The following is a 23,285-nucleotide window of genomic DNA, read 5'->3' as shown; positions in this document are numbered from 1 at the left end:
CATATAAAAAATCTTGCTTTTTAGTCGATTTATGTTATATCGTTTGGAGGTAAAGGTATTTTGCGCTTATCTTTGCCAGCGTTAAGAACAAGAAAGTAGCTCCTTAGCGAAGGAGAAACGCTTGTTTACTTCCTGAAAATCAGGAGTCGGACATAAAGGATGGCAGACGAAAACCGCCCGCAGACCGGTAAGTAAGCTGTAGAAGAGTATCGTCCGATTAAGTTTAACGTAAATAATAAATTATGAAGGTAAGAGCTTATGTTCTCATTGTAACGGTTGCGTTGGCAACAATGTCATCCGGTACAAAAGAAGCAAGACCTACCGTGGGTACTAATCCTGGTGATCTGGCTCCGAGAATAGAGTCTTTGGGAGGCGAAAGTGATTTCAGTTTCCAAAATCATTCCGGACGTTACACGTTGCTGAATTTCTGGGCAGCTTACGATGCTGAATCGCGGGTCCGTAACGTTCAATTATGGAATGAAGTAAACAAACTAAGTTCAGACAAAATTGCCATGTATTCTGTTTCTCTCGACGAGAAAGAATCAATCTTTACCGAGACGGTAAAGGCAGATAGGCTTAGCGGCACAAAGCAATTTCATGAAGGACTTGGAAAAAAGTCAGCGTTGTATGGAAAGTTTAACCTACAGAAAGGTTTGAAGAACTTCCTGATTGACGACAAAGGAGTTATTATTGCAGCAAATGTTACTCCGGATAAACTGACTGACATTTTGAATAGAATTTAATCAGTAGATTATTATTTTAAAAAAGAGTTGTTCCGCCCAACGAGGAACAGCTCTTTTTTTGTTATTTCAAGTGGGCTATCATAAAGATCGGGTTATCTTCATCATCTACTTTTCCGGATAAATCGAGTAATGCTTGGTCTACTTTATTACCAGCCGCCTGTTTTTCCTCTATGTACTCATGTAATTCGTATGGCCAGAAATAGGCAAACAATTGATTATCGTAAACTCCGAAACGAGGGAAGAATGTTTCTTTATGATGAATATCATCAATAAAACCTCGACCTTTTACTGCAACGGTTTCGCCTGTTCGTTTATCGTAATAAGCGATTTGTGGGTAAGCCTGATCTTCCATATCCCGGAGAACCGGACTGACAATATTCTCATTCCAGATAATGAATATATAATGATCTGTGTCATAAACAGCATTGATCCATTTTTTTCCTTTTGTCAGGCGGGTAAGTTCGCAATTATCAAGATAGCTTTTAAGAGCAGCTTTTCGGTCTACGCTATTTCTGGTTTTGTGGACAGACATCATCAACTCGTCGAAAAGTTCGTTTTGCCGCGTCAGTGAAATTTCATTCGGTATTTTATATTCTCCTAAATCAATGATCCATCGGGGAGACAGACCGTTTTCTTTTACTCTATAAATAGTATCATTATAATAGTTGTAAAAAAGAGCACTGTCCGAGTTGCAGGTGTAAGCTCGCTTAATACCTGAATAACTGACATTATTAAGTCTTATTTTAGGTATGGAAGAAGGGATGACACGTTCTGCATGTATGATTTTGAAGTTATGATCTACAGTGTAGACTGTGTCCGGAAGATTGTATATTGAAAGAGAGTTTCCTGTCGGAGCCCAATCGTCGATCCATCCAATTCTACCTAATTGTCCAGGTGCTTCAAATTCTGATTTTGTATTCGATAATAACTGTATTTCATTGCCGGTAAATCTACCGTTTTCATCATACTCGATCAGTTTATGACCGTAAGAATAGAAATGGCCTTTTGTAAAAAGCGATCCCATATAGAGAGCGGGATCTTCTCCGGGACCTTGCCCGATACGACCTATGGTCCGGACAAATTTTCCATTCAAATCAAAAACAGTGCGGCTACATATAATATACGGAGGAGAATAATTGAACCAACTTGTATTTCTAAGCAAACATTCTTTTCGGGTTTCAAGCGGGAGGTAAGTAACACTATCTACCAGTTCCGATAAATTAACTTCGCGTATCTGATTAATAGCATCTCCCAAACGGATGATATTGTCGATTGTTTTCTCTTCTGTCGCAGTTTGTTTCGTTTCTCCGGAACAGGAAAATAAAATACCGGCTAACAGGATATAGGTTAATTTTTTCATGGCTTATCTATTATGGAGTGACTAATAACAAAGTATGAACAAAGATACAATATTCTACGAACGATTCGTAATATTGGCGTTAAACTGTCTTAATAAAACAAGTCTGCATTCTCTTAAAAATGGACTGTAAACCGGATTTTTATTGTATTTTTGTTTCCTAATTTATTACCAAACAAATAAACACATTAAAATGTACAAACAGTTTATCGCAGCATGTTCCCTGACCGGCATACGGTAATTTACATTCATGATATTCAAACGCGGGAATTGCTTTACCAGTCTTTCTTTAAATCCATCCCAGCTTTTTACGGAAGGATCGCTCCAGGCCAGTTCTGCCAATGCCATCATACGGGGCATAATCATATATTGTATCCGTTCGCGGGATGGGATATATTCGCACCAGAGATTTGCCTGCATACCCAAAATCAATGCTTTCTGTGCATCATTCAACGATTCAAGCATCGGATTGTAATTGTATACACCAGACAATGAATTTTTATCCTGCTGATAGTCAAAATAGAAATTAGCATTCGGAGTCATGATTGCATGGTTGCCTTGTGCCGTTGCGTCAGGAACTGCGTTCGGACTCCAGGTACGCCACCACATAATTGTTGCCGTCGGAGACAAACCGCCTTCCAGGATTTCATCCCAGCCGATCATTTCTTTTCCGTTATCATTAAAGAACTTCTCCATGTTATGAACAAACCAGGACTGCAACTCTTCTTCTGTCTTCAGCCCGTTATCTTTCATTCGCTTCTGGCAATCCGGACATTTCTTCCAGTTCGTTTTTTCTACTTCATCGGCTCCCAGATGGATATATTTATAAGGGAAAAGCGGAATGATTTCGCTATAAACATTCTTACAAAACTCAAGAGCCGAGTCTTTACCCGGACAAACCGGAGAAGAAAAAGTCGTTCCCCACCCTGTCTGATTAAAACAAGAAACACCTGAATAATTACTTACCGCCGCCAGCATATGTCCCGGCATGTCTATTTCCGGAACGACATCGATACCACGTACACCGGCATATTCAACGATTTCTTTAATATCTTGCTGGGTATAGAAACCACCATACAAAGTATCGCCCTGAGTGATACGTAACTTTTCAGCCGGAATTTCATAATCGGGATTATCCTGCTCTTTTGCTAATCTCATACACTCCCAGTCATGATTGTTAAAGGTACGCCAAGCCCCTTTCTCTGTCAGCAGCGGGTATTTCTTTATTTCGATACGCCATCCCTGGTCGTCGGTCAGATGCCAGTGGAATTTGTTCAGTTTGTAAAGAGCCATCATATCCAACAGTTCCTTCACTTCTTCTTTAGTAGAGAAATGACGGGAAACATCCAACATCAACCCTCTCCAACCGAAACGGGGTGCATCAGTGATCTGAACAGCCGGAACACTCCAATTAATATCCTTTACCACCGCTGGCGACTCTATCTCTGCCGGCAAAAGCTGGCGAAGGGATTCAATACCGGAAATAACACCGCCATAGGTATTTCCCTTGATCTGAACTTTACCGGAAGTAACGTCCAAAGAATAGGCACCTTCATTTTGACCGGCAATATCACTTACAGCCAAAGATATATCACCGTCTCCCTCGCGTACATTATATATATAGCCGGTTGAACGGGATAAAAGGCCGGAAAGATAGTTTGCAGCCGGCAATAACTGCTTATCGGCAACACCGATTGTCATGCCATCTTTCAAAGTAAACTGTCCATTGGCATTCTTAATCTCTTTGGGAACAGGAATAATAGAAACATCATGTGGCCACAGGGGTCGTGGGTGAACATGAACTCAGCATTAAAGCGCCGGACCTGGAAGGATTCAACAACACAAATGCATTTATCGGTGAAGGTACAGTGGCAATTACCTGTCTTGATCCAAGTGTTGAAATCCATTATACAACGGATGGCAGCATCCCGACTTTGGAATCGCCTCAGTATAACGGTCCGATCAAGGTAACGGAAACGACAGACTTCACTTTCCGCTCTTTCCGTCCGAACGGTAAGAAAGGTGATATCGTGAAGACGCGTTACGTTAAGAGCGAATATGCTCCGGCTGCGGATGCTACACCTTCCAAGAAAGGTTTGCAGGCTGTATGGCATGAGTTTAAAGGTAACAAATGTGCCGATATTGATAATGCTCCGGTAAACGGTACGTATGAAATATCTGAAGTGACTATCCCGAAAGAAGTGAAAGGTAATATCGGTTTGGTCGTTACAGGATATTTCAATGCTCTGGAAGATGGTATTTATACTTTCAACCTGTTGTCTGACGATGGCAGTACATTGAAGATTAACGGAGAATTGGTTGTTGACAATGACGGTCCTCATTCACCCCGTGAAGTAACCGGACAGAAAGCATTGGCAAAGGGACTTCATCCGATTGAAGTTAAGTATTTCGACCATAATGGCGGTATGCTTCAGCTAAAGGTTTTGACGGCTGATGGCAAAGAACTGCCGGTTAATGCAGATATGTTTGCTTATTGATCAGGTAACGACTAGAAATATAAACGCCCCGTAAAGATTAGAGATGCTTTACGGGGCGTTTTGTTTTATATTCAACTATTTCTTATTTACCGCAGTGCTTCCACTTCTTCCGTGTGTAAAGGAATCTTCTTTCCTAACAGACGGGCACCGTCTTCTGTAATCAGATAATCTTCTTCGTTGCGGATACCGCTGAAGTCTTTGTAAGTTACCAGCTTTTCATAATTGATAAATTCGGTGAACTTATTCTGGCTTCTCCAAAGATCCATCAATTCAGGGATAAAGTAAACACCCGGCTCGATAGTAAGAACGAATCCCGGTTCCAGTTTACGTCCCAGGCGGAGAGACTTACGGCCAAACTCTGTACTCTTCGGTTGTCCGTCGTATCCCACATATACTTCACCCAGGTTTTCCATATCATGTACATCCAATCCCATCATGTGTCCCAGACCACAAGGCATGAACATTGCATGAGCTCCGGCCTTTACAGCTTCCATCGGATCGCCTTTGACAAAACCAAGATCCTTCAAACCTTCCATAATGACTTTGCAGGATAGTTCGTACACATCGACGAAAGGAATACCCGGACGCAACGCTGCAACAGCCGCTTCGTGAGCCGCTACCTGAATATCATAAATATCTTTCTGGCGAGTCGTGAATTTGGAATCAGCCGGAATGGTAGAAGACATATCACCCGCATAACCCATTTCCGTTTCCGCACCGGCATCGAGCAGCAACATATCGCCACTCTTAATCATATTACTATGATCATGGTTATGCAGCGTCTGCCCGTTGATCGTTGCGATAATGGGGAAGGAGAGTTGATAGTCATTCGCATAAGCCACTTCAGCTACAGCAGCAGCCACTTCGCTTTCACGGATTCCCGGACGTACGGTGCGCATGGCAGTCAGATGCATGTCGGCAGTAACCACACAAGCCTTTTCTATTTCGACAATCTCTTCCGCAGTCTTATAATTACGCTGATTTACTACGCCGAAGATGAAAGGCACCGAAGGTTGTTCCGTTCCCGGCACGATACCCAGCCATTGGAACAGTTTGATCTGATGTTCCGCACGGTAAGTCGGCAGGTAATGGATACGCTGGCTTTTCTGTTGTGCTGCTTTCAGATACGATTCAATTTCCTTGAAGGGACGAACTTCGGTGATACCGGCTGCTTCGCTTTTCTCCTTCAGTGTCGGCTGAGTTCCCATCCATACGATTGCATCGATCGTCAATTCGTCACCGAAAATGATTTCTTTATCATTGTCAATGTCAATAATGGCGGACAGACCGGCATAAGGAAGCCCGAAGAAATACAGGAACGTGGAATCCTGGCGGAAGTGATAGGTGTTGTCTGCATAATTCATTCCCGACTCATCGTTTCCAAGGAAAAGCAACAGGCCTGAACCTATTGTCTGTTTTAGTTTGGCCCGGCGGCCCATATAGGTTTCTTTACTAAACATAAGAATAGAATTTTATTTATTGCTACCAAAGATAATGCAAGCCGAGAACAGAATAAAATGAACGAGTTCATTTTTTATGTCGAGGCGCAGCTTATCTTCGTTTTGGAACAAAGATAGTAATTAATATAAACTAACGGACATCTATTAAAAAATATTTCTTACATTGGCATCACGAAATTAAACCTTGCATGCGATTATGAAGATTCAGCAAATACAAGAACTTACCGATGCGACCGTGGCGTGTGGAAACGATAAGCTGGGCCATGAAGTACAATGTGCTTTTGCCAGCGACCTGATGAGCGACGTTCTGACATTGTGCTGTGATGGAATGATTCTCATTACCGGACTTTGCAATCTGCAAACGATCCGTACAGCCGAAATGGCCGATGTCGATTGTATCCTTTTCGTCCGTGGCAAGAAAGCTACGCCGGAGATGTTGCAACTTGCGTCCGAGAACAATATGATCTTGCTTGAAACCTGTCATTCCATGTATCATGTGGCTGGTGAGTTGTATTGCAGCGGTCTTGTGCCGGTCTATTAAAGAAAGGAGAGGATATGCAGCTAACGTTTGAATTGGAAGGAGGAAACTTCTCGAAGGCCGGATATGCTTCCAGCCAGATAAAGAAGATACTGAAACAGTTATCGATCGATTCCCGTGTCATCAAGAGAGTGGTCGTGGCGCTCTATGAAGCGGAAGTGAACGTTGTTGCCCATGCCTGGCGTGGGAAAGTGGCGGCAGAACTGGATGCGGATAAGATTACGCTGACATTGAAAGATGAAGGTCCCGGCATTCCGGATATTCCGCAAGCCATGCAGGAAGGCTTTTCCACGGCTTCGCCGGCTGTGCGTGAAATGGGGTTTGGGGCAGGAATGGGATTGCCCAATATGAAAAAGAATGTAGACGAATTAACTATAGAGAGCGAGGTAGGCGTAGGAACAATCGTACGCATGGTTACCTGGTTCAGGAAGAAGGAGTAGAAGACCATGGAAGATACTAAATTTTATCATGCCCTGAAGATCGACAAGGAGCGGTGCATCGGTTGTACACATTGTATGACGAAATGCCCGACTCGTGCAGTCCGTATCCGGGATGGGAAAGCCGTAATCCGCAAAGACTGGTGTGTCGATTGTGGGGAATGTCTGAAAGCATGTCCGACAGAAGCCATTTATGTGGAGCAGGACGACTTCCAGAAGATATTCGACTACGAATGCCGCGTGGCACTTGTTCCCACCGTTTTCATCGGACAGTTTTCCAAATATACGATGGAAGAAGAAATATTCAGTGCCTTGTATGAATTGGGATTTACCCATGTCTACCAGGTTGAGTTTACGGCCGATATGATTCATCGTGAGATGCTCCGGCAGATGGAACTGGCCGAAGAAAAGCCTGTGATCAGCTCTTTCTGTCCGGCGATTGTGCGTCTGATACAAATTCGCTTCCCGGCTTTGGTCGATAATATCCTGCTGGTGAAAAGTCCGGTGAATGCAACTGCTACCTATTACCATCAGGTACTGACGGAGGAAGGTCATTCCCCGGAGCAGATCGGCCTCTTTTATGTCACTCCCTGTGCCGCCAAGATTGCCGCCTTGAAGAGCGCCGACGGGTATTCGTCTACCATTAACGGTGTGATCAATATGGATACCCTATATAATAAGGTATACCATATCCTGCAAAACCGACCGAAAGGGTATAAGCCGGATTGCGTGCTTCCACCCGCCCTGACAAAGAAAGAAATGCGATGGAGCCAGACAGGAGGGGAGGCCAAACACTTCTCCGGCCGTTGCCTGGCCATCGACGAAATACATAATGTGATCGATTTCCTGGAACGTATGGAAACGACAACGGAGGTCCGTAATGTGGACTTCCTGGAACTCCGTGCCTGCGACCGCAGTTGTGCCGGAGGCGTATTGGCCGTTGCGAACCGCTTCCTTACGGCCGAACGGATCATGAAGCGTTCGATGAAACGTGATAAGGCACCGCTCATTTATGCCTCTGAACGATTGGGAGCTTTGGCTTATTTGAAGCAGCACATCACAATCCGTCCGCTCCAGCCTAACCCGAAGCTGCTCTATGACGGTTCTATCGAGGAGGTCCTGAAAAAGATGGAACAGGTGCGTCGTCTGATGTGTTATCTGCCGGGAATCGACTGTGGCGCTTGTGGAAACCCTAATTGCCAAAGCCTGGCAGAAGATATCGTCCGCCACGAGGCCCAGTTCAGCGACTGTATTTTCATGCAGCGCAATATGGAGAAGCATGGCAAACTGGATCAGGAACATGCCTTCCGCCTCGTCGAAAAGACCTGGGGAAAAGATCGTTTAAATAAAGACTGTTATAAGAAAGGAGCTAAATATGAAGGTCAGTGATCTTGTAAAAGAATTGAATCTTACCGTTTTTTGCGGAGAAGAGAATCTGGATACGGTAATCAAAGGTGGCTATACCAGCGACCTGTTGAGTGATGTAATGGGACATATGGAAGAGGGTATGTTGTGGATCACCATGCAAACCCATCAGAACATTGTTGCCGTTTCAACGCTGAAGGATGCTGCCGCCGTCTTGATTGTCAATGGCGCTTCGCCGGATGAAGAAACATTGCAAAAGGGGAAGGACGAGGATATTCCTTTGTTGGGTACATCTCTTTCTGCTTTTGTTATCAGTGGAAAAGTGTATCAACTGTTACAGAACGGATGAACCTCTACCGGGCCGATCTGCATATTCATACCTGCCTTTCGCCTTGCGGAAGCCTGGATATGAGTCCCACGGTCATTGTCGAAACGGCACTTGCCCGCGGATTGGACATCATTGCCATAACCGATCATAACACGACCTTGCAATGCCCTGAAATACAATCATTGGGGGGCGAAGCCGGATTGACAGTCCTTGCCGGAGCTGAAGTCTGTACCCGTGAGGAAGCGCATTGCATTGCCCTTTTCGGAAGTGATGAAGCCCGTGCCGCTTTCCAGCAATATCTGGAGAAACATCTACCGCCTGTACCCAATGATCCCGACCGTTTCGGTGACCAGGTCTGGGTAAACCGGAAAGATGAGATAATGGGAGAGGCCCCGTACTTATTGCTTTCCGCACTCGATCAGAACGTCAATCAGGTGGCTGCATTAGTAAAGGAACTGGGTGGCCTTTTTGTTGCTGCGCATGTGGAGCGACCTTCTTTCAGCCTGATCAGTCAGTTGGGATTTATTGATCCGTCATTATCGCTGGATGCAATAGAATATACGGATGCTTCCCGTTTCGCCCGGCTTTTGTCGGAGCAGAAGTATTTATCGAACTACACATCCTATCCGGCTTCCGATGCCCATTATCCGGAACAAATCGGGACTAAGCCCTGTTTGATACGGGCCGCTGCACCTTTATTCGAAAACATCAGGATGGCTTACGCCAAAAGTCAGGAACATTTAGTCTTTTCCTCCGCATAATTAAAATAGGAAGATATACTATACATAAATGTAAGGTATATTCTACATATAAGTAAGGCTATACTTGCCAATATGTAAGGCATGCCTTTCTTTTATAAAATAAAGGAGAAAAAAGTTTAATATTCAGCATATCAGGAAATAAATATCAGGATGAATACACTTACATTTCATATTACGGATATAGCATCAAACAGTGTTCGTGCCGGTGCGACTCGTATCTTATTGGAAATTGCTATAAATGAGGAGAATACAATCATCCGTATTGCAGACAACGGTTGTGGAATGGATGCAGAGACGATTGCCCGGGTAACGGATCCGTTCTATACGACCCGTACGACCCGAAAGGTAGGTCTGGGAATCCCTTTCCTGATACAAAATGCGGAACAGACTGGAGGTTTTGTCAAGATAAGTTCCCAACCGGGAGCGGGGACGGAGGTTACAGCTAGTTTTATAACCGCTAACATTGATTGTCCTCCCTGGGGAGACCTTCCCGGAACAGTCGCCATGTTGATAAGCGGCAATCCAGAAATCAATGTCTGTTTTTCATATAAAAAGGGAGAACAGCTTTTTGAAGTGAGTACGGAAGAGTTGCGGACTGTCTTTGAAGATATACCGCTAAGTCATCCGAAAGTAATACTTGCCATAAAGGAGATGATTGCAGAGAATCTGTCGTGATTCAACTATGCTTAGTCTTACTCTTGTAGTAATTGTAACGCTCCATCACTTCACGCACATAATTGAATGTCTCCGAACCGCGGAGATATCCATGTTTGCAGACAGGGTCATTATAATATTCGGGATCGCTTTTCAGGCGGATATACTCGGCAACATTATCTTCCCAGACGTTCGGGTTCTTTCCATACTTTTCGGCCAGGCGTTGAGCGTCATAGACATGTCCGATGCCGGCATTGTAGGAGGCTAATGTAAACTTTATCTTTTCCTGCGGGTCGGTAATCTCGGAAAAGCCCTGGCGGAATTTACGCAGGCAATCTACACCCGTACGGATTCCGATATCCGGGTCTTTCAGTTCGTGGGGAGTAACACCAAGCGCTTTTGCCGTGTTCGGCATGATGCCCATCAGACCTTCGGCTCCTGCCCAGGATACGACGGATGGGTTGAAATGGGATTCCTGATAGGAAATGGAGGCAAGCAGCTGCCAATCCCATCCGATGTTTTTGGCATGCCGACGGAACAAATCGTCATAAGGAGAAATATGCCCGTTCTTTACCGGGGGAAGATCTGCCGTTAACGGTTGCTTGCCCAGTTCGAAATAACGTTTCACTACTGCCCGGTAGACGTGCGAGCCAGATTTATCCGAGGCCCATGCATTGATCGCTTCGGCCAGTTGCGGACTGCTCTTACGAACCAGCCAGGAAGAACGCTGCATGAAGCTGACTTTCAGTGAGACATTGATATTCCAGAAGTAGGTCTTGTTCAGACGAGCGATATTATCGTCACTGATGGTATAAGGAATTTCACCTTGCGAGACCATCGCTATCAGGTCTTCGGTTGTTACCGTGTCTTTCTTTATGTCTTTTATATGGATGCCGCCGCCTAATTCTTTATCCAGGTTTTTAAGGCGTTCGTAATACTTTGTATCGGGTTTCACATATACGTCTTTCCCGATTAGTTGGGTGACATCTTTAAGAATCGTATCGCCTTTGTTGGCACGCTGAACCAATACCTGGCTGGTGAGTTCTTCCCGTCCGCAGTAGAGATAATTTTCTTTCAGGTTATTGCTTACCTGGATGGGATAGGCAATAACGTCGGCTTCTCCGGCTTCGAGCATTTCGATCAGGCGGGTGGCATTTTCGGCCACTTTGATATTCAGCTTCAGTCCTTCGGAACGGGCAAAGTCTTTTATCAGGTCGTATTCGTAACCCATCGGTTCCATTTTATACTGGAAATAAGACGTGGAACTGTAGAGTGTGACGGCTGTGATTTCGCCCTGTGCCTTCAACTGGGGGAGGTCCATAGACACAAAATCGTCTTCCTTCTGCTCTTGCTTCTTGCCGGAACAGCTACTCAAAAGCAAAGTGATACACAAAAGGGAGACGATTTTCCTATACATTATTATATATGTTACTTTTTCTTCTCTAATAAAACGACATTCTCCACATGATGTGTATGTGGGAACATATCGACCGGACGAACCTTCTTCACGTCGTACTTCACGCTAAGCAGGCTCAGATCGCGGGCCTGTGTTGCCGGGTTACAACTTACATAAACGATACGCTCCGGTTCGGCGAAAAGGATGGTGTTGATTACATCATCGTGCATCCCGGCACGTGGAGGATCAGTAATAATAACATCCGGACGGCCATGTTGGTTTATGAAATCTGCCGTCAGGATATCTTTCATGTCTCCGGCGTAGAACAGCGTATTGTCAATCTTATTCAAAGCCGAATTAACTTTGGCATCTTCGATTGCTTCCGGAACGTATTCGATGCCGATTACTTTCTTAGCCTGGCGGGAAACGAAGTTGGCTATCGTTCCGGTACCGGTATAAAGGTCGTAAACCATTTCATTACCAGTCAGTCCGGCAAACTCGCGGGCTACTTTATATAAGTTATAAGCCTGTTCACTGTTCGTCTGATAGAACGATTTCGGACCAACCTTGAACTGAAGGCCTTCCATCTCTTCAATGATATGGTCTTTACCACGGAATACCAGCACTTCCTGATCGGTGATCGTGTCGTTGCACTTTTCGTTTATGACATATAATAAGGAAGTGATTTCCGGGAATTGTTCTGCCACATGAGACAGCAGGGCTTCGCGGCGTTCCTTATCTTCATGGTAGAATACGACAACCACCATCAGGTCGCCCGTCGATGCCGTACGTATCATTAATGTACGGATAAAACCTTCCTGGTTCCGCAGGTCGAAGAAAGGATATCCTTCGTGTGACAAGCAATATTCTTTGATGTAAAGGCGGATACGGTTGGAAATATCATTCTGCAACCAGCATTTGTGTATATCCAGCACTTTGTCGAACATGCCGGGAATATGGAAACCGACCCCGTTCATGCAATCGAAAGTGGCTCCGGATTTTACTTCTTCTTCTGTCAGCCATTTCTTGTTGGAGAATGTGAATTCGAGTTTATTCCGGTAGAAGGTGGTGCGTTCGGAACCCAATATAGGCAAAATCTCTTCCATTTCTATCTTTCCGATACGGGTGAGATTGTCTATAACCTGCTTATGTTTGTACTTCAACTGCGCTTCGTAGGGCAGATGTTGCCATTTGCAACCGCCGCAAACACCGAAATGTTCGCAAAAAGGAACGGCACGTTCCGGAGAATATTCGTGGAAGTACACTGCTTTACCTTCGGCATAACTGTTCTTTTTACGGGTGAGCTGGATGTCTACTACGTCGCCGGGAGCAACAAAAGGAACAAACACTACTTTCTCATTTACTCGTGCAATCGCCTTACCTTCAGCGGCTACGTCTGTAATTGTTACCTTTTCCAACAAGGGTAACTGCTTCTTATTTCTTGCCAATTTTATCTGAGTTTTAAATTTTTCCCACGCAAATGTACATATTTAGGTAATACGAATAATAAGGAATAGCTATAAAACACATAAAATTGTTTAACTTTCTATATCCTTCATACTCTGAAATAGCATATATTTGCAGCATTGCAATGTAGAGATAGCAAAACTGAAATCTAATAAACATAATACTGTCTGACACATGGAAAGAAAAAGAGTCTACACATTCGGAAATGGAAAAGCCGAAGGAAAAGCAGATATGAGAAATCTGCTGGGTGGTAAAGGTGCAAACCTTGCCGAAATGAATTTGATTGGGGTTCCGGTTCCTCCGGGATTCACTATCACAACAGAAGTTTGCTCGGAATATTATGAACTGGGCCAGGACAAAGTCGTAGAACTACTGAAGTCGGACGTTGAAAAAGCTATTGCTAATGTAGAAACGTTGATGAACTCCAAGTTCGGAGATGTAGAAAACCCGTTGTTGGTTTCTGTCCGTTCCGGAGCACGCGCTTCTATGCCGGGTATGATGGATACTATCCTGAACCTGGGATTGAACGACGAAGTAGTAGAAGGGTTGACACGTAAAACCGGTAACGCTCGTTTTGCATGGGACTCTTATCGCCGTTTTGTACAAATGTACGGTGATGTGGTTCTGGGTATGAAACCGACCAGCAAGGAAGACATCGACCCGTTCGAAGCAATCATCGAAGAGGTGAAAGAAGCCAAAGGGGTGAAGCTGGACAACGAACTGACTGTCGACGACTTAAAGACATTGGTTACAAAGTTCAAAGCCGCAGTAAAGAAACAAACAGGAAGCGACTTCCCGACTTGTGCTTACGAACAGTTGTGGGGTGCTGTCTGTGCCGTATTTAACTCATGGATGAACGAACGTGCTATCCTGTACCGCCAGATGGAAGGTATTCCGGCAGAGTGGGGAACAGCCGTAACTGTTCAGGCTATGGTATTCGGTAATATGGGTGAAACTTCCGCTACCGGTGTATGTTTCTCTCGTGACGCCGGTAACGGTGAAGACTTGTTCAACGGTGAATACTTGATTAATGCACAGGGTGAAGACGTTGTGGCCGGTATCCGTACTCCGCAGCAGATCACTAAAATCGGTTCACAGCGCTGGGCTGAACGCGCCGGTATTCCTGAAGAAGAAAGAGCTGCCAACTATCCTTCAATGGAAGAGGCTATGCCTGAGATCTATAAGGAACTGGATGCTTTGCAGACGAAACTGGAAAATCATTACCGCGACATGCAGGATATGGAATTTACCGTACAGGAAGGTAAACTGTGGTTCCTTCAGACTCGTAACGGTAAACGTACCGGTGCTGCTATGGTAAAGATTGCCATGGATTTGTTGCATCAGGGAATGATTGACGAAAAGACAGCTCTGGCACGTATCGAACCGAATAAACTGGATGAATTGCTTCACCCGGTATTTAATAAGGCTGCGCTGAAGAAGGCTAAAGTATTGGTAAAAGGTTTACCTGCATCTCCGGGTGCTGCTACCGGCCAGATTGTATTTTTTGCCGACGACGCTGCTGAATGGCATGCTGCCGGAAAACAGGTTGTTCTTGTGCGTATCGAAACATCTCCGGAAGACTTGGCCGGTATGGCTGTTGCCGAAGGTATCCTGACAGCTCGTGGAGGTATGACTTCTCATGCAGCCGTTGTTGCCCGTGGTATGGGTAAATGCTGCGTATCGGGAGCCGGTGGTTTGAATATCGACTATAAGAAAAAAACAATCGAAGTAGGAGGTATCACGCTGAAAGAAGGTGACTTCCTGTCTATCAACGGTTCTACCGGAGAAATCTTTGAAGGACAAATCGAAACGCAGGCTGCTGAATTGTCGGATGATTTCGCTGAATTAATGAAGCTGGCCGATAAATATACTAAACTTCAGGTTCGCACAAATGCAGATACTCCTCATGATGCCGAGATTGCCCGTGCATTCGGAGCAAGCGGTATCGGATTATGCCGTACGGAACACATGTTCTTCGAAGGCGAAAAGATCAAAGCAATGCGTGAAATGATCCTGGCGGAAGATGCCGAAGGACGTAAGAATGCATTGAAGAAGATTCTGCCTTATCAGCAAGCAGACTTCAAGGGTATCTTCAAGGCTATGCATGATCTGCCTGTTACCGTTCGTCTGCTCGATCCTCCTTTGCACGAATTTGTTCCTCACGATCAGAAAGGTCAGGAAGAAATGGCTGAAGCAATGGGTATCTCCGTAAAAGAAATTCAGCAGCGTGTTGAATCGCTTTGCGAACATAACCCGATGTTGGGCCACCGTGGTTGCCGTCTGGGTAATACATATCCTGAAATCACTGAAATGCAGACACGCGCTATTTTAGGTGCTGCATTGGAATTGAAGAAAGAAGGTATTGTGGCTAAACCGGAAATTATGGTTCCGCTGACCGGTATTCTGTATGAATTTAAAGAACAGGAAAAGGTAATCCGTGCTGCTGCTGAAAAGTTATTTGCCGAAGTAGGAGACCGTATCGACTTTAAAGTAGGTACAATGATCGAAATTCCTCGTGCAGCCTTGACTGCCGACCGTATCGCTTCTTCTGCCGAGTTCTTCTCATTCGGAACAAACGACTTGACTCAGATGACATTCGGTTATTCCCGTGACGACATCGCTTCCTTCCTGCCGATTTATCTGGAAAAGAAGATCCTGAAGGTAGACCCGTTCCAGGTATTAGACCAGAATGGAGTAGGTCAGCTGGTAAGAATGGCTACGGAAAAAGGACGTGCTATCCGTCCGGATCTGAAATGTGGTATTTGTGGTGAACATGGTGGCGAACCGTCTTCAGTTAAGTTCTGCCACAAAGTTGGTTTGAATTATGTATCATGTTCTCCGTTCCGTGTGCCTATTGCTCGTGTTGCTGCAGCACAGGCCGCTATTGAGGATTGATCTGAAAAAATAATAAATAATGCGATTAAGAAGGGTATTTTTTTTGAATATCCTTCTTAATTCGTTTTAAAATGTACGTATTATTGGTTATTTATTTCTTTATTTTCAAATAATAATTACTTTTGTACTAATGATTTTATATTATCCATTAATGTATAAAGAATTATATGGCACGTACAGTAAATTATTCAAAGAAGATTGGGAAAATTAAAGCTCAGTTGGATGAGCTAGTTAAGGACATTGAAAATGGTTCTAAGAAAGGAGAAGAAGTTGTAGAACAGAAAACAAAGACTAAGATTTCTGATATCGATTTCGAAACTGAGGACCTGGCTACCTTAATGAAAATTCAGACGCGTTTAGTGCGCGCAATTAATGCAAAAATGAAGAATTAAATCGAATGCAGGTTTTATACCTTCGATAAAAGAGGGATATTCCATCCAATGGAGTATCTCTCTTTTTTTATTAAATAAGATCATATCCGCCACTCATTTGAACCAAAAGAGGTTTTAAAATGTATTATATAGACGAATAATTATAAAATGGCTGGTTATGGAAACTAAATTACTCAAAACAACACAATTGCTGGTATTTATCTATGTGATTTTCTTCTTTGCCGGATGTTCCAAAAACACAATAATCCTGGAGGTCGGTGATGAGAATAAACCTTCGGGAGGGAATAATACGGAAGGAACTAATCTGGTGACCTTCAATGCTTCAATTGAAGGTCGTAATTTGATGACACGTGCAATGTCACCCATGAATCAGGGAATAAAAAGCAAAGTATTAGTATTTGAACCCTCTACCCAAAACGGGACAAAAGGAACTCCTTCGGCACAGGGATTATACATCACTTCTGCTCCCGGAGTATTAACCGGAGTGGATGGATATAAAATGTATCTGGGAAATGGTATTTTTGACTTTTATGCAGTATCGGATAATTTTTCTACTATACCGCCTACATTCTCGGCCGGAAAATCGGAACCTTTATTCAATGGGATCGATTACCTTTGGTGGCATAATCCGAATCTGGATGTGGCAAGTTCACAGATCAATATACCGATTGTCTATTTGCATGCTGCAACACAGGTGGTAATTGAAATATCGGAAGGGGAAAGTATTCGATTAAACAAATTAATTTCAGCAACGATCACTCCGCCGGAACCGGGAGCAAGCATGGATTTGGCAACGGGAACCATACCTCCGGCAACTACATTCGACAGACCGGACAAAATGGGTATAAATGGTTTTCTGGCTCAGTATATCATGCTCCCGCTGGAAACATCCGAACCGATGTCTTTGACTTTGGAGGTAATGGCAAACGGAGAAAGTGCATCACGAATTTACACCGTTGATGTTCCTGTTCCCGACGGTACATTAAAAGCCGGTAATTCATACTTATTTAGTGCAATAATCGATGGAAACACCGTTACATTTTCAAGTGTGAATATAAAAAACTGGACTGAAGTTGATGAAACAGGCAATCCTCTTTATCCTACTTTGGAGTGAGATTAGTTTCCTGTTTTAAATTATACCTGTAAAAGCATTGAAATTTAACATAAACTTATTCCAGGCAAAATGCTTAGTATTTAGGAATGAAAGAGGAATATTTGTGAAAAATATTCCTCTTCCCATTTATATTTCTTTATAAAATATAGCCGGGGTAAAGATAAAATGCCGTATATTTGTTACTTGATGAAAATTAAAAAAACAATATCAACGTATGGAGCGGTATTTAATAATTAAGACGAGGGATGAATTGTTACGGATAAAGATAGGGCAGATACTCTACTTTGAAGCTGATAGAAATTATACTAAATTACTATTATCCAATGGAATCCAGTTTACGTTTGCGATTAATATCGGTAAGATAGAAGAGATACTGGAGAAGCAGGTAGAGGGATGCAACAAGATATTAATGAGAGTAGGAAAAAGTCACATCATCAATAAAAATCATATCCTGCAAATCAATTTACCCAAGCAAAAACTGTTATTATTGACAGAAGAAGGCAAGCCCAGGGAACTTATAATATCCAAAGATCCTTTAAAAGTACTAAAAGAATCGCTGGAAAAGGAAATGGGTAAACCGGAAGAACCAAAGGAAGTGAAAGATGAAGATTAAAATCGGTAAAGCTGAAGATAATGATTTTATAGTGAATGATCCTCATGTTAGCAGACATCATGCTTGTCTGGTTCGTGAGGATCATGGCTGTTGGTTGTTGGAAGATCTCGGCTCTACTAACGGAACTTTCGTCAATGGTTCACAGATCGTCAAGAAACGTATTACACCAACGGACAAGATTATTCTAGGTATCGGGTATGTGCTGAACTTGACTGAAGCGCTTAAATATAATAATGATTATAGTGAAGAGTTTGCTGCACTGAAGAAAGTGTATGACGATTATGTTCAAGAAAAAGTTAAGATACAGTCGGCTAACCAGTTTAAAACCAGATTATTCCAGTCCCTTCCTTTTGCGCTGCCCGGTGTGATAGGCGTTGTGATCGGATTTCTGGGCAAAGGAAGTCCGGAGTTCTTGGCTATAAGTTTGTTTATAACTATCTGTGCCCCGACGATAGGCATTTACCTGGGTGCAAAGCAGGCATCCAAGACTCCTCAACAGCTTCAGGACATTGCAAACCGGTTTAAAATAGACTATGTATGTCCTAAATGCGGTACTTTTCTGGGGGAAATTCCCTGGGAATCTCTGAGGAACAGGAAACAATGTCCTGTTTCTTCCTGTAAAGCAAAGTGGGTCAGTGAATAAGTTGTTTCGTATCTCAAAAGCGGACAGTTTGTACATAAAACCCAAACCTTTGATTATAAGAGAATATTAGATGTTAATTTAATCCATTACTTTTCCTACTTTTGTTTCCAGAAAGAATAATTTTAATTCAAACCAGTATGCAAGAGGAGGAATACACATTTGTTACACTAGACAGTGACGACTCCGTATTTAGTGATGCGGTAGTTGTAGATGTGGATGGGGAAAACGATTTATCTGGTATCGTAATGATTGATGACGATAATATGGATGTTTCAGATTTTATTACATTATCTGACGACACAATATTCTTGTCGGATGCAGACGTGCATGATACTTTCTCAACTGATATCGACGGAGCAGATTTATCATTTATGCTATGATTTCAGTTAAATGTCCACATTGTCACGTAGGATTAAAGGTAGACGAGGGGAAACTTCCCCTCGATCTGACCTCCTTTAAATGTCCGAAGTGTAAACAACCGATTCCTGTCTCTTTGCTTCAACTGGGAAAACAAGGACTTGATGCGGATCAGGATACAATTCTTGTCAATCCGGTTTCGAATGGTACGGGACAGCTTACAGTTGTTGGAGATTCGGCTACACCGGAACAAATTTTCCCTCTCAATGAAGGTATTGCAATCATCGGTCGTAAATCTAACGCTTCGAACGCTACAATAGGAATTGCAACGGCTGATAAGTCGATGAGCAGGGAGCATATACGAATAGAAGTTAAAAAAGACCCGAAAGGAGGGTATAAACATTTTCTTTCTGACAATAATAGTAAAAACCATACGTTATATAATAGCAATTACCTTGAAAATGGAGAGGTCGTAGTGCTTAAGAACAATGACGAGATCATTATCGGCCATACGGTTCTCCGCTTTAATGAATAAAATCTGTTCGTGCTATGAATATAACGATTGGCAAGCCTTGGGCCGTTTGTGAAAAAGGCGGTAGACAAAACAACGAGGATTCTATTTACCCCTTACCGGAAAGGGTAAACTCCAATCAGAAATTATTTCTGGTCTGCGATGGTGTCGGCGGCTCAGAAAAAGGAGAGATTGCAAGCTCATTAGCGTGTGAATCTTTTCAGACATTCTTTTCCACCTTCTTAGAGGATGAACCTACCGAAGAGTTTGTTAATAAAGCTGTCGGTTACACGGAGGTACGCTTTGACGATTATGTGAAAAATCATCCGGAAGCAAAGGGTATGGCTACCACATTAACGATGGTTTCAGTCGGAGCTTCAGGAATAACACTGGCACATATTGGAGATAGCCGTATTTACCAGTTCCGCCAGGGAGAAATTATTTATCAGACAGAAGACCATTCGCTGGTTAATTCGCTTGTCAAACTGGGGAAAATAAGCAAAGAAGAAGCATTGACCCACCCGCAAAAAAACGTAATAATTCGTGCCATACAGGGATCGGAGCATCCGACAGAAGCCGATGTAGTCCTTTTAAAGGATATACAAGCAGGCGATTATTTCTTTATGTGTACCGACGGTGTGTTGGAAAGACTTAAAAACGAAGATCTTTCTTCTATTTTCTCCACTTATAACAATCCGGAAGACATCAAAGACGGTATTATGGCTGCCTGTTGCGGAAAGACCAGAGATAACTTTTCTTTTTACATTTTACCAGTTCAAAATGTAGGTGAATCTATCGGAATAAAACAAAATATTCTCTCTTTCCTTTATTCTTTTATATAAATAACGTAATTTTGGCAGATTAAAAAGAATAGCGCGAGAAAGTTATGAATTTGCCAAACGGATATCCTCTTCAAAACGGAAAGTATCGACTTACTCATGTAGTTGGTCAGGGCGGCTTTGGTATAACTTACAAAGGCGTTTGGTATACAGAAGTTAAGGGACCCCTAGGAACGATCAAAACGGAAGTTCCTATATGTGTAAAAGAATATTTTTTTAAAGATTACTGTTACAGAGATCCTGACTCTTTCGCTGTCAAGGTCCATTCTGAAACGGGCAGGGCTCTTTTTGAAAAGTTTAAAGAGAAGCTGATCAAAGAAGCTAAAATCCTGTCCGATGTTCATCATCCCCATATTGTGAATGTATTGGAAGTGTTTGAAGAAAATGACACGGCCTATATTGCTATGGAGTATATTTCAGGTAATAGTCTGAAATATAAGATGGATAAGGAGGGCATAATGCCTGAAGCGAGAGTTCTCAGATATATGCGTCAGATAGGAGAGGCCCTTCAGTTTGTCCATGAGAAGAATATTCTTCATCTGGATATCAAACCTAGCAATATATTGATTGATCAGGCAGGGAAAGCGCGTCTGATTGATTTTGGTGTGAGTAAACGGTATGATATCGAGCAGCAGGAAACGAGTACCACGATGTTAACTTTATCGAAAGGGTTTGCATCTATTGAACAGTATGATAATGAAGGTACGCAAAGTTTTTCCCCTTGCCCGGATATTTATTCGTTGGGAGCAACCATGTATAATCTGCTGACGGGGAAGATTCCTACAGAATCCATTCTTCGTGCAGCACGTCCGTTGCCTTCCCCCCGGGATTTGAATCCCTCCATTTCTGCAAAAACGGAAGCGGCTATTATCAAAGCGATGGAGATTGTTCCGGCTGACCGTTTCCAGTCAATGTCGGAAATGCTGGCTGCATTGGATTTTCCGGAAGTTGAAGAAGAGGAGATAAAGAAAGATATTTCTTCCCCCGAATATTTCGAAGAAGATGAGACAACGATTCTGTTTACGACCCGTTTGCCTCAATCCGGAAAGGATGAAGGGGATGAGACTGTACTGAATAACGTCGATATACCGGCAGTATCTAAAAAGAAAAAAAGAAAAGTAACGTTAATCTCTTTACTAATTATTATATTTGCAAGTATAGGTTCAGCGGTGGCTCTTTTGGTACAGCGCAGTAAAGCTGTTCCTCCTGTTGCTGAAGTTTTGAATTCTGTTCCGGAAGGGAATAATAATCCTGTATCAGATTCGACTGTTCCTGTTGTTATTGACGAAAACAATACATCGGGAGTTGTTGAAGCAGAACCTGAAACTGAATCTGAATCGAAGAAAGAGAGTACCGGCGTTCGACCGGACTCACAGGAAAAGAAGATTGTTAAACCGGAAACGACTCCGAAACAGACCGATCCTGTAAAGCAGAAAGTCGAACCTGTCGTTAACGATATAAAGCAGCCGGTAACAGCACCATCAGTTCCTACTGAAGCAGAGATGAATGCAGAGTTTGAAGCATTGATCGCTTCCGGTAAAAATAAAATGGCAGCATCGGATGCATCCAGTAATGCGGCTGATTTTATAAAAGCAACAGAGGAGATTGCCGATGCCGGTACTGATTTCAGTAAGGCTGCCAAGATCAAGATGACAGATGAATTGATTAGTCTGATTGAAAAACGTAAAGTCAAAGAAGAAGAGATACTTTTAGCTGGTAGAAAAGCACTGTATGATGAAGTGAAGCCTTTTGGGGAACTCATGATCGTTCAGAAAAAGGAGACACAAAAGTTTGGAGCGATAGATGCCAGTGCAAAAGAATGTATTAAATGCAGGTATTTGGTTGCTTACAAGACACAACAAGGCTATATGGCTTTTCTTAGAGAGGATGAGTTGTTTGATATTTATGATGCAGAAGGGACAATGATTAGTGAAGGTTTATCTGGTTATTATTAAATGTATTTATGAAGAGACTTTGGATATTATTTATTATGTTCGTTTCTGTGTTACCAGAATATCTAATGGCACAGCAACAAACAGAATATAACAGAAAAGGAGATGAAGCAATGCGACTTCAGGATTACAGGAAGGCGACAATGTGGTATGAAGAGGGTGTTATACAATGTGATCCATATAGCATTGATAAGTTAACAACTATATGGAAAAACAATAAAAAAATGCGTTCGTCTATGCGTGGTCTGATGAGTCGATGTTTTGATTGCCTGAGAGACAAAGCGACAATAGAGAGTGATACTACAGCTATATCACAATTGATCCATTATTATACGGAAGGCATCGGGACGCAGGCTAATGAGGAACGTGCCAGAAGTTGGAGTAATCGTTTGGAAGAACTTCGCCGGCCGATGGAGCTGATCTCTTATATACCCCAAAAAGAAAAAAAGCCGAGAGAACCCATGAAGTTCTTTGTCGGTTATGCTTTTTCAATTGAAGCTCCTTATGGGTTAACCGTTGGAGGTGTCGGGGAAAGGTTCGGTTGGTACGCTCGTTTTAAAACCAATATGTCATTTGATAACTACACCTATGAATGCCGGGGAACGGATGAATTTGTAAGTTATCCGGATAATACATCCTTGAGATTTACAAACGAAAAGAAAGTGAACAGTTTAGCTGCCTCTGCCGGTCTTGTCGTTAAATGTACTCCCTGGCTATATACTTCTGTCGGTTTGGGATATGGTAAACGGGAATTGTTATGTGAATATCAAACGACCAGTTGGGATGATGTTAGTATACAGAAAAATGACTGGGCTAAAAATACAGATTACTCTCACGAAGGAGTTGTTGTAGACTTGGACTTTATGGTAAAATTCGGTTCTGTGTTTGTTAGTGCCGGATGTAATACTTTGAACTTTAAATATGTAGATTTGAATGCAGGTGTTGGTGTATTCTTTTAATTGATA

At 42.9% G+C, this 23,285-nt stretch carries 21 protein-coding genes and 2 pseudogenes; 18 read left to right on the top strand and 5 right to left on the bottom strand.

The annotated features are described in order from the left end of the window. The first annotated feature begins 242 nt into the window (after nucleotides 1-242). Entirely contained in the window at nucleotides 243-743 is a 501-nt protein-coding gene (locus HMPREF1535_RS18635) for a thioredoxin domain-containing protein (protein ID WP_007656814.1), read from the top strand. 61 nt (nucleotides 744-804) lie between these two features. Here HMPREF1535_RS18635 and HMPREF1535_RS18630 read toward each other — a convergent pair whose 3' ends face one another. Both HMPREF1535_RS18630 and HMPREF1535_RS18625 read right to left on the bottom strand, forming a co-directional pair. After that, nucleotides 805-2,103 (bottom strand): 6-bladed beta-propeller, encoded by a 1,299-nt coding sequence (locus tag HMPREF1535_RS18630; RefSeq protein WP_046147116.1) that lies wholly within the window; start codon nucleotides 2,101-2,103, stop codon nucleotides 805-807. Nucleotides 2,104-2,328: 225 nt separating this feature from the next. After that, nucleotides 2,329-3,910 (bottom strand): annotated as a pseudogene (locus HMPREF1535_RS18625) (beta-N-acetylhexosaminidase); the annotation flags it as partial. Between the two features lie 4 nt (nucleotides 3,911-3,914). On the opposite strand from HMPREF1535_RS18625, the pseudogene HMPREF1535_RS18620 reads away from it, so the two are divergent. Next, a pseudogene (locus HMPREF1535_RS18620) lies at nucleotides 3,915-4,598 on the top strand (PA14 domain-containing protein); the annotation flags it as partial. Nucleotides 4,599-4,684: 86 nt separating this feature from the next. On the opposite strand, the gene HMPREF1535_RS18615 reads toward HMPREF1535_RS18620, so the two are convergent. Then, nucleotides 4,685-6,058, bottom strand: a complete 1,374-nt coding sequence (locus HMPREF1535_RS18615) for an aminopeptidase P family protein (RefSeq protein ID WP_007656811.1) — start codon at nucleotides 6,056-6,058, stop codon at nucleotides 4,685-4,687. Between the two features lie 196 nt (nucleotides 6,059-6,254). Between HMPREF1535_RS18615 and HMPREF1535_RS18610 the strand changes: the two genes are divergently transcribed. From HMPREF1535_RS18610 to HMPREF1535_RS18585, 6 genes are all read left to right on the top strand, one after another. After that, nucleotides 6,255-6,599: a hypothetical protein gene (locus tag HMPREF1535_RS18610; RefSeq protein WP_046147622.1), complete on the top strand. Its 345-nt coding sequence runs from the start codon at nucleotides 6,255-6,257 to the stop codon at nucleotides 6,597-6,599. 14 nt (nucleotides 6,600-6,613) lie between these two features. Further along, nucleotides 6,614-7,036, top strand: coding sequence for an ATP-binding protein (locus HMPREF1535_RS18605; RefSeq protein ID WP_007656804.1), 423 nt, complete (start codon nucleotides 6,614-6,616; stop codon nucleotides 7,034-7,036). A 6-nt stretch (nucleotides 7,037-7,042) separates the two neighbouring features. Continuing rightward, entirely contained in the window at nucleotides 7,043-8,422 is a 1,380-nt protein-coding gene (locus HMPREF1535_RS18600) for a [Fe-Fe] hydrogenase large subunit C-terminal domain-containing protein (RefSeq protein WP_046147114.1), read from the top strand. Further along, a complete protein-coding gene (locus tag HMPREF1535_RS18595; RefSeq protein ID WP_007656800.1) occupies nucleotides 8,409-8,747 on the top strand; it encodes a DRTGG domain-containing protein in 339 nt (112 codons plus the stop codon). Before HMPREF1535_RS18600 ends, HMPREF1535_RS18595 begins: the two co-directional genes overlap by 14 nt. After that, nucleotides 8,744-9,487: a PHP domain-containing protein gene (locus tag HMPREF1535_RS18590; protein ID WP_046147113.1), complete on the top strand. Its 744-nt coding sequence runs from the start codon at nucleotides 8,744-8,746 to the stop codon at nucleotides 9,485-9,487. Before HMPREF1535_RS18595 ends, HMPREF1535_RS18590 begins: the two co-directional genes overlap by 4 nt. A gap of 150 nt (nucleotides 9,488-9,637) precedes the next feature. Next, nucleotides 9,638-10,162: a sensor histidine kinase gene (locus HMPREF1535_RS18585; protein ID WP_046147112.1), complete on the top strand. Its 525-nt coding sequence runs from the start codon at nucleotides 9,638-9,640 to the stop codon at nucleotides 10,160-10,162. Between the two features lies 1 nt (nucleotide 10,163). On the opposite strand, the gene HMPREF1535_RS18580 is transcribed toward HMPREF1535_RS18585, so the two are convergent. Together HMPREF1535_RS18580 and rlmD are read right to left on the bottom strand one after the other, a co-directional pair. After that, nucleotides 10,164-11,558: an MltF family protein gene (locus tag HMPREF1535_RS18580; protein ID WP_007656796.1), complete on the bottom strand. Its 1,395-nt coding sequence runs from the start codon at nucleotides 11,556-11,558 to the stop codon at nucleotides 10,164-10,166. Between the two features lie 11 nt (nucleotides 11,559-11,569). Next, on the bottom strand, nucleotides 11,570-12,985 hold the full coding sequence (rlmD, locus tag HMPREF1535_RS18575) for a 23S rRNA (uracil(1939)-C(5))-methyltransferase RlmD (protein ID WP_046147111.1): 1,416 nt from the start codon (nucleotides 12,983-12,985) through the stop codon (nucleotides 11,570-11,572). A gap of 193 nt (nucleotides 12,986-13,178) precedes the next feature. Between rlmD and ppdK the strand changes: the two genes are divergently transcribed. From ppdK to HMPREF1535_RS18525, 10 genes are all read left to right on the top strand, one after another. After that, complete coding sequence (gene ppdK / locus HMPREF1535_RS18570; protein ID WP_007656792.1) at nucleotides 13,179-15,899, top strand: pyruvate, phosphate dikinase; 2,721 nt, start codon at nucleotides 13,179-13,181, stop codon at nucleotides 15,897-15,899. A gap of 167 nt (nucleotides 15,900-16,066) precedes the next feature. Then, complete coding sequence (locus tag HMPREF1535_RS18565) at nucleotides 16,067-16,291, top strand: hypothetical protein (protein WP_007656790.1); 225 nt, start codon at nucleotides 16,067-16,069, stop codon at nucleotides 16,289-16,291. A 157-nt stretch (nucleotides 16,292-16,448) separates the two neighbouring features. Then, nucleotides 16,449-17,405: a fimbrillin family protein gene (locus HMPREF1535_RS18560; protein ID WP_046147110.1), complete on the top strand. Its 957-nt coding sequence runs from the start codon at nucleotides 16,449-16,451 to the stop codon at nucleotides 17,403-17,405. Nucleotides 17,406-17,619: 214 nt separating this feature from the next. Continuing rightward, nucleotides 17,620-18,018 (top strand): LytTR family DNA-binding domain-containing protein, encoded by a 399-nt coding sequence (locus HMPREF1535_RS18555; protein ID WP_007656787.1) that lies wholly within the window; start codon nucleotides 17,620-17,622, stop codon nucleotides 18,016-18,018. After that, nucleotides 18,008-18,661: an FHA domain-containing protein gene (locus tag HMPREF1535_RS18550; protein ID WP_046147109.1), complete on the top strand. Its 654-nt coding sequence runs from the start codon at nucleotides 18,008-18,010 to the stop codon at nucleotides 18,659-18,661. The genes HMPREF1535_RS18555 and HMPREF1535_RS18550 overlap by 11 nt, the downstream gene beginning before the upstream one ends. 137 nt (nucleotides 18,662-18,798) lie before the next feature. After that, nucleotides 18,799-19,041 (top strand): hypothetical protein, encoded by a 243-nt coding sequence (locus HMPREF1535_RS18545; RefSeq protein WP_007656785.1) that lies wholly within the window; start codon nucleotides 18,799-18,801, stop codon nucleotides 19,039-19,041. Continuing rightward, entirely contained in the window at nucleotides 19,038-19,553 is a 516-nt protein-coding gene (locus tag HMPREF1535_RS18540; protein ID WP_010803097.1) for an FHA domain-containing protein, read from the top strand. Before HMPREF1535_RS18545 ends, HMPREF1535_RS18540 begins: the two co-directional genes overlap by 4 nt. Nucleotides 19,554-19,567: 14 nt before the next feature. Beyond that, on the top strand, nucleotides 19,568-20,371 hold the full coding sequence (locus HMPREF1535_RS18535; protein ID WP_007656780.1) for a PP2C family protein-serine/threonine phosphatase: 804 nt from the start codon (nucleotides 19,568-19,570) through the stop codon (nucleotides 20,369-20,371). A gap of 44 nt (nucleotides 20,372-20,415) precedes the next feature. Continuing rightward, a complete protein-coding gene (locus HMPREF1535_RS18530; RefSeq protein ID WP_046147108.1) occupies nucleotides 20,416-22,323 on the top strand; it encodes a serine/threonine protein kinase in 1,908 nt (635 codons plus the stop codon). An 8-nt stretch (nucleotides 22,324-22,331) separates the two neighbouring features. Beyond that, nucleotides 22,332-23,279 carry a hypothetical protein gene (locus HMPREF1535_RS18525; RefSeq protein WP_046147107.1) on the top strand — a complete coding sequence of 316 codons (948 nt, stop codon included), beginning with the start codon at nucleotides 22,332-22,334 and terminating at the stop codon, nucleotides 23,277-23,279. Nucleotides 23,280-23,285 lie beyond the last annotated feature (6 nt).

The organism is Parabacteroides goldsteinii DSM 19448 = WAL 12034, from assembly GCF_000969835.1.
Classification (GTDB): domain Bacteria; phylum Bacteroidota; class Bacteroidia; order Bacteroidales; family Tannerellaceae; genus Parabacteroides; species Parabacteroides goldsteinii.
Note: the sequence above shows the minus strand (reverse complement) of the source record. Positions and strands in the feature narration are given on the sequence as shown.